Origin of the sequence: Streptomyces sp. DvalAA-43 (assembly GCF_900091725.1) — a bacterium.
In the GTDB taxonomy this organism is placed as follows: Bacteria; Actinomycetota; Actinomycetes; order Streptomycetales; family Streptomycetaceae; genus Streptomyces; species Streptomyces pulveraceus.
Genome location: NZ_FMBW01000078.1, coordinates 1 through 4,142 on the forward strand (window position 1 = coordinate 1; position 4,142 = coordinate 4,142).

Annotated in this window: 4 protein-coding genes; all 4 read left to right on the forward strand. The window is 68.5% G+C overall.

Annotation, left to right across the window (positions count from 1 at the left end):
* Window positions 1-1,990 (forward strand): hypothetical protein (locus GA0115234_RS43930; RefSeq protein ID WP_237541940.1); only part of this gene is annotated, 1,990 nt, incomplete at its 5' end.
* A complete protein-coding gene (locus GA0115234_RS33325; RefSeq protein WP_093549209.1) occupies window positions 1,990-2,364 on the forward strand; it encodes a toxin-antitoxin system YwqK family antitoxin in 375 nt (124 codons plus the stop codon). The genes GA0115234_RS43930 and GA0115234_RS33325, both read left to right, overlap by 1 nt.
* A 162-nt stretch (window positions 2,365-2,526) precedes the next feature.
* On the forward strand, window positions 2,527-3,297 hold the full coding sequence (locus GA0115234_RS33330; protein ID WP_093549211.1) for a hypothetical protein: 771 nt from the start codon (window positions 2,527-2,529) through the stop codon (window positions 3,295-3,297).
* 153 nt (window positions 3,298-3,450) lie between these two features.
* Window positions 3,451-3,819, forward strand: coding sequence for a toxin-antitoxin system YwqK family antitoxin (locus GA0115234_RS33335; RefSeq protein ID WP_093549213.1), 369 nt, complete (start codon window positions 3,451-3,453; stop codon window positions 3,817-3,819).
* Window positions 3,820-4,142: the final 323 nt, after the last annotated feature.

Here is a 4,142-nt window from a genome sequence, read left to right on the forward strand (position 1 = left end):
GATCCCCGGCGCCGGAACCCTCTTCTGGGCACTCCCGGACGACAAACTCCCCTCCTGGCTGCGTGACTCACGCACCGCGATGAAGGAGACCGGCAAAGCACTCGTCGCCTGGGACGAATGGGGCAAGAACCCCGGCCGGGCCGCCGGAGCCGTCACCTTCAACGTCCTGACGACCGTGTTCACCGGAGGCGCCTGCGGCGCCGCCGCAGGAGCCGGGAAAGCCGGAGCCGTCGCGAAGGTACTCTCCGTCGCGGGCAAGGCCGGCAAGGTCATCGACCCCATGACCTACATCGCCAAGGGCGCGGGCGCAGGACTCTCCAAGATCGGCGACATCACCAAGGGCCTCAAGGGCATCGGCAACATCGAGATCCCCAAACTCCCCGACGACGCGATCACCCTGCCCGAGGGCTCCTTCAAGCTCCCCGACGGCACCGTCCACATCCCCGAGGGCGCGGCGATCCCCGAAGGCGGCGTCAAACTCCCCGACGGCAACGTCAAGTTCCCCGACGACGCCCCTCTTCTGCCCGAGAACACCACCAAGCTCCCCACCCACACCGACGTCCCCGTCCAGTACTTCGACCACGACGGCAACCTCCTCGACGAACACGGCGACATCGTCCAGAAGGCCGAGGACGCCCCCAAGGAGGGCTCCCCCACCGTCCCCCACACCGACGGCCCGGACCCCACCACCCCCCACACCAACACCACAGACCCCACCACCCCGCACCCCAACTCCCCGGGCAGGGAACCTGCCCTGGTCGGCGCGGGCGCCCACACCGCGGACAACGTCGCACACGTCGGCGCCAACGCGGGCGACAACGTCATCCACGTCGGCAGCGACCTCACCGACCCCATCCACCTCGCCGACGACCTGCCCACCGCCCACAACCCGGCCGACAACCTCCCCGGCGGACACGCAGGCGACCACCTGCCGAGTGGCCACGTCGGCGACAACCTCCCGGGCGGCCACGCCGACGACCTCGGCCACGGCCCCTCCGCCGGCCACGAACCGCCCACCGGCGGGCACGGCGGCGGTCACGGCGACGGGCCGGGCGGCCACGGCGACGGGCCGGGCGGACCGCACGATCCGACCCCGCCGCACCACAACGACCACGGCCCCAACAGCCACGCCGACGACGCCGCGCACCACGGGGCGGACGAGAGCGCCCCGCACCACGGGTCCGACGACGGGGCGCCCCACGGCGATCATGACCCCCACGAGTCCGGTCCGGGCGGGCACGACCACGACGGGACGTCTCCCCACGACCACACGGACGACGGCACACAGCACGCCGACCGAGACGTCCGGGAGCCCGGGGGCTCGCTCGCCGACGACGCCGCCCGACGCGCCGCCGACCCGATCATCCGGATCGGGGACGACCCTCTGCCGCCCCCCGGTCCCGGCAGCAAGTTCCTCGGCCAGCTGCCGGAGAGCCGTCTGACACGCGACGGGAACGGTTTGATCACCCATGTCGACGGCCGCAACTTCGAGCACTTCCTGAAGGACCTCTCCTTCCAGCGCGGCGCCGCGTACAAGGAGGCCAAGGAGCTCGGCACCTTCCCCAGGAAGCAGGTCGGCGCCTGTGTCGGGTCGGTCATGGACCTGCGCACGGGCATGATCTTCGAAGGAATCAACGGGAAGTTCGACAACGTCATCCCCGGTGACCGGGTTCACCCGACCATCGAGGCGAGGCACAACGCCATCGGGGACCCCCCGCCGGCACCGGACAACCCGCTCGGCCACGCCGAGGTCAAAGCGGCTAACGAGCTGCTCTGGGAGCGGCAGAAGCTGGGGCTGCCCACGGATGCGGCGGCACTCTCCGAGCTTCGCGCATCGGTCGAGTTCCCGTACCTGCCGCACATGAAGACCGAACTCCCCGGGCGCCCTGCGGCCTTCTGCGCAAACTGCAACTTTATGCTGAAGGGCGTGGACAGCCTGCACGGCAGGTTCACCGGCAATCCTCCGACCGACGAACTCTGGACTCCGTGATGCCCGACGTGACACGAATCGATATCGACGACCCCGAAGTCGACATGGATCAGGGGCAGCGCCTGCTGTACAGGGGGGAACTCTTCACCGGCGAGGTCGAGGAGCGTCTGGGCGATGCCGTCGTCAGCCTGGACTCCTACGTGTCAGGGGTACAGCACGGGCCCAGCCGCGAGTGGTACAAGGACGGCACGCTCCGGTCCGAGGCGACGGCCCGCGAGGGACGTCCGGTGGGCGTGTCCAGGGAATGGCATCCGAACGGTGTGCTCGCCGCCGAGGTGGAGTTCTCCGAGAACGGTATGACCATGCTCGCCGAGCACCGCTGGGACGAAGAGGGGCAACCGACGAAGAACTGGCGCGCGAGCCAGGGGCAGTAGCCCGTCGGCAGCGGAGTGACAGCGGCCAGGGACTGGTTCGCCCACGAGCGCTCGCGCACCCTGCTGATGCGCGAGCGCATGCGCCGTGCGGCTCGCGGAGCTCCGTGCGCGGGCCGACATCGCGATGCCCGGCCTGCCCGAGAGTGAAGGGCTGGACCTGAAGTGACCGACGACCGTGCCCGCGTGCTGATCGAGCGGCTGCGTGCCACCGACTGGAGCGACGACTCCGCGGCGTACGAGCACGCGACTTCGCGTGCTCTGCTGATGCGCGAGTGTCTGCGTCGTGCGGCTCGGTGGGCTCAGGCGTACGGCGTCGAGGAGTCGTGGCCGTTCTCCGACATCGCGGAGCAGGTCGCACCCGAGGTCCGGACGCCGTCCGATGTCACCGCCGAACTGGAAGAGGTGCTCGTCGGCCCGGCTCCGTCCTCGCTCAAGAAGACGTGCCGGGGCGCCGTTCGGTGGGCCGTGCTGCGGAGCGCCGGACGCGAGCTGCCCCCAGGTCTTCCGGATGACCCCTACGAGCCACTCCTCCTCATGTACGAGCGCGGCGGGGGTTACTTCGTCGAGGAGTTCATCGACCTCAACGGCGCGATGCTGCGGCTCGGGACGGTGGAGAGCAACCTCACCGCCCGCCCCTTCCTCACACTTGCCCCCGCGACTCTCGACGCCCTGGACGCCGAGGGCCAGATCACGTACTACGCGAAGACCGGCGAAGGCCACCCGACGAGCAGCCCGCGCGGCATCGTCCGGCGCCGGATCGACGACGGCCAGGCGTATGACGAGGCGTTCACACGCGACCTCCACTGGGAACCGACCGAATGCCTCAGACTGCACGAACTCGGCCACTACGAGGGCGATCACATACAGATCACCGAGATCGAAGCCGCCGCATTCATCGAATCCACGACGAAGAAGCTCACCGGATCCCGATGACCCACCAGGTCCGCAGGCGGTCGGCTGTCACTCACGAGTGTGCACGGTGTGGAGATCGACCGGAGATCCTCGCTCCCCATACGCCGATGGCATTCCCATTAGCCTCGGGCACTTCCTCAAGAACCCGTCCGGATCTGAGAACTGGATTCCGTCATGACGCTCCCCCGAATCGACATCGACGACCCTGAATTCGACGTGAACGAAGGCGAGGTCGTCTTCTATCGAGGAGAGCGTTTCACCGGCGAGGTGGTCGAGTACCAGAAGGGTGCGCTCGTCAGTCTTGTCACTTACAAGGACGGGATCGAGGACGGCCCTTCCAAGGAGTGGTACATGGAGGGAACCCCGAGGTCCGACGGGGTGCTGCGAGGCGGGTTCCCGGTCGGTGAGTCCAAGGACTGGCACCCCGACGGGCGGCTGGCCGCGCGCGTACTCATGAGCGAGAACGGACTGCGGCAGTTGGAGATCACCGAGTGGGACGACAAGGGGAACCTGACGAGGGAGTGGCGTGCCGAGCGCGGTTGACGCGGGGCCGGTCGTGCAGATCACCGATTTCTTCCAGGCACTCCGGTCGACGCGCATCTCCGACACGGCCCCACTGTCCACCCCCTCGTGCATGCGATGTGAAGATCGGCCGGAGATCTTCGGGAGCCCCGCTACGCCGGAAGGACTCCCCGCCCTCCGCGCTCCGGTCAAGTGCGCCGGTCTTCGCACCTCATGGCCCGTGCTGTGCTTCAACGGCCCTGTAACAGTCCGTCCACAGCCCCCAGGCCCTCGATTGCTTCAGCTCCCCGGAGTTGATAGGGATGTTCAGCACATTTGTTTGCTCGGGCTCGACAGGGGTACTC

Excerpts from the sequence above, each read along its gene's own strand:
- GA0115234_RS33335 (WP_093549213.1), top strand. The coding sequence starts at position 3,451 with ATGACGCTCCCCCGAATCGACATCGACGACCCTGAATTCGACGTGAAC.
- GA0115234_RS33325 (WP_093549209.1), top strand. The coding sequence starts at position 1,990 with ATGCCCGACGTGACACGAATCGATATCGACGACCCCGAAGTCGACATG.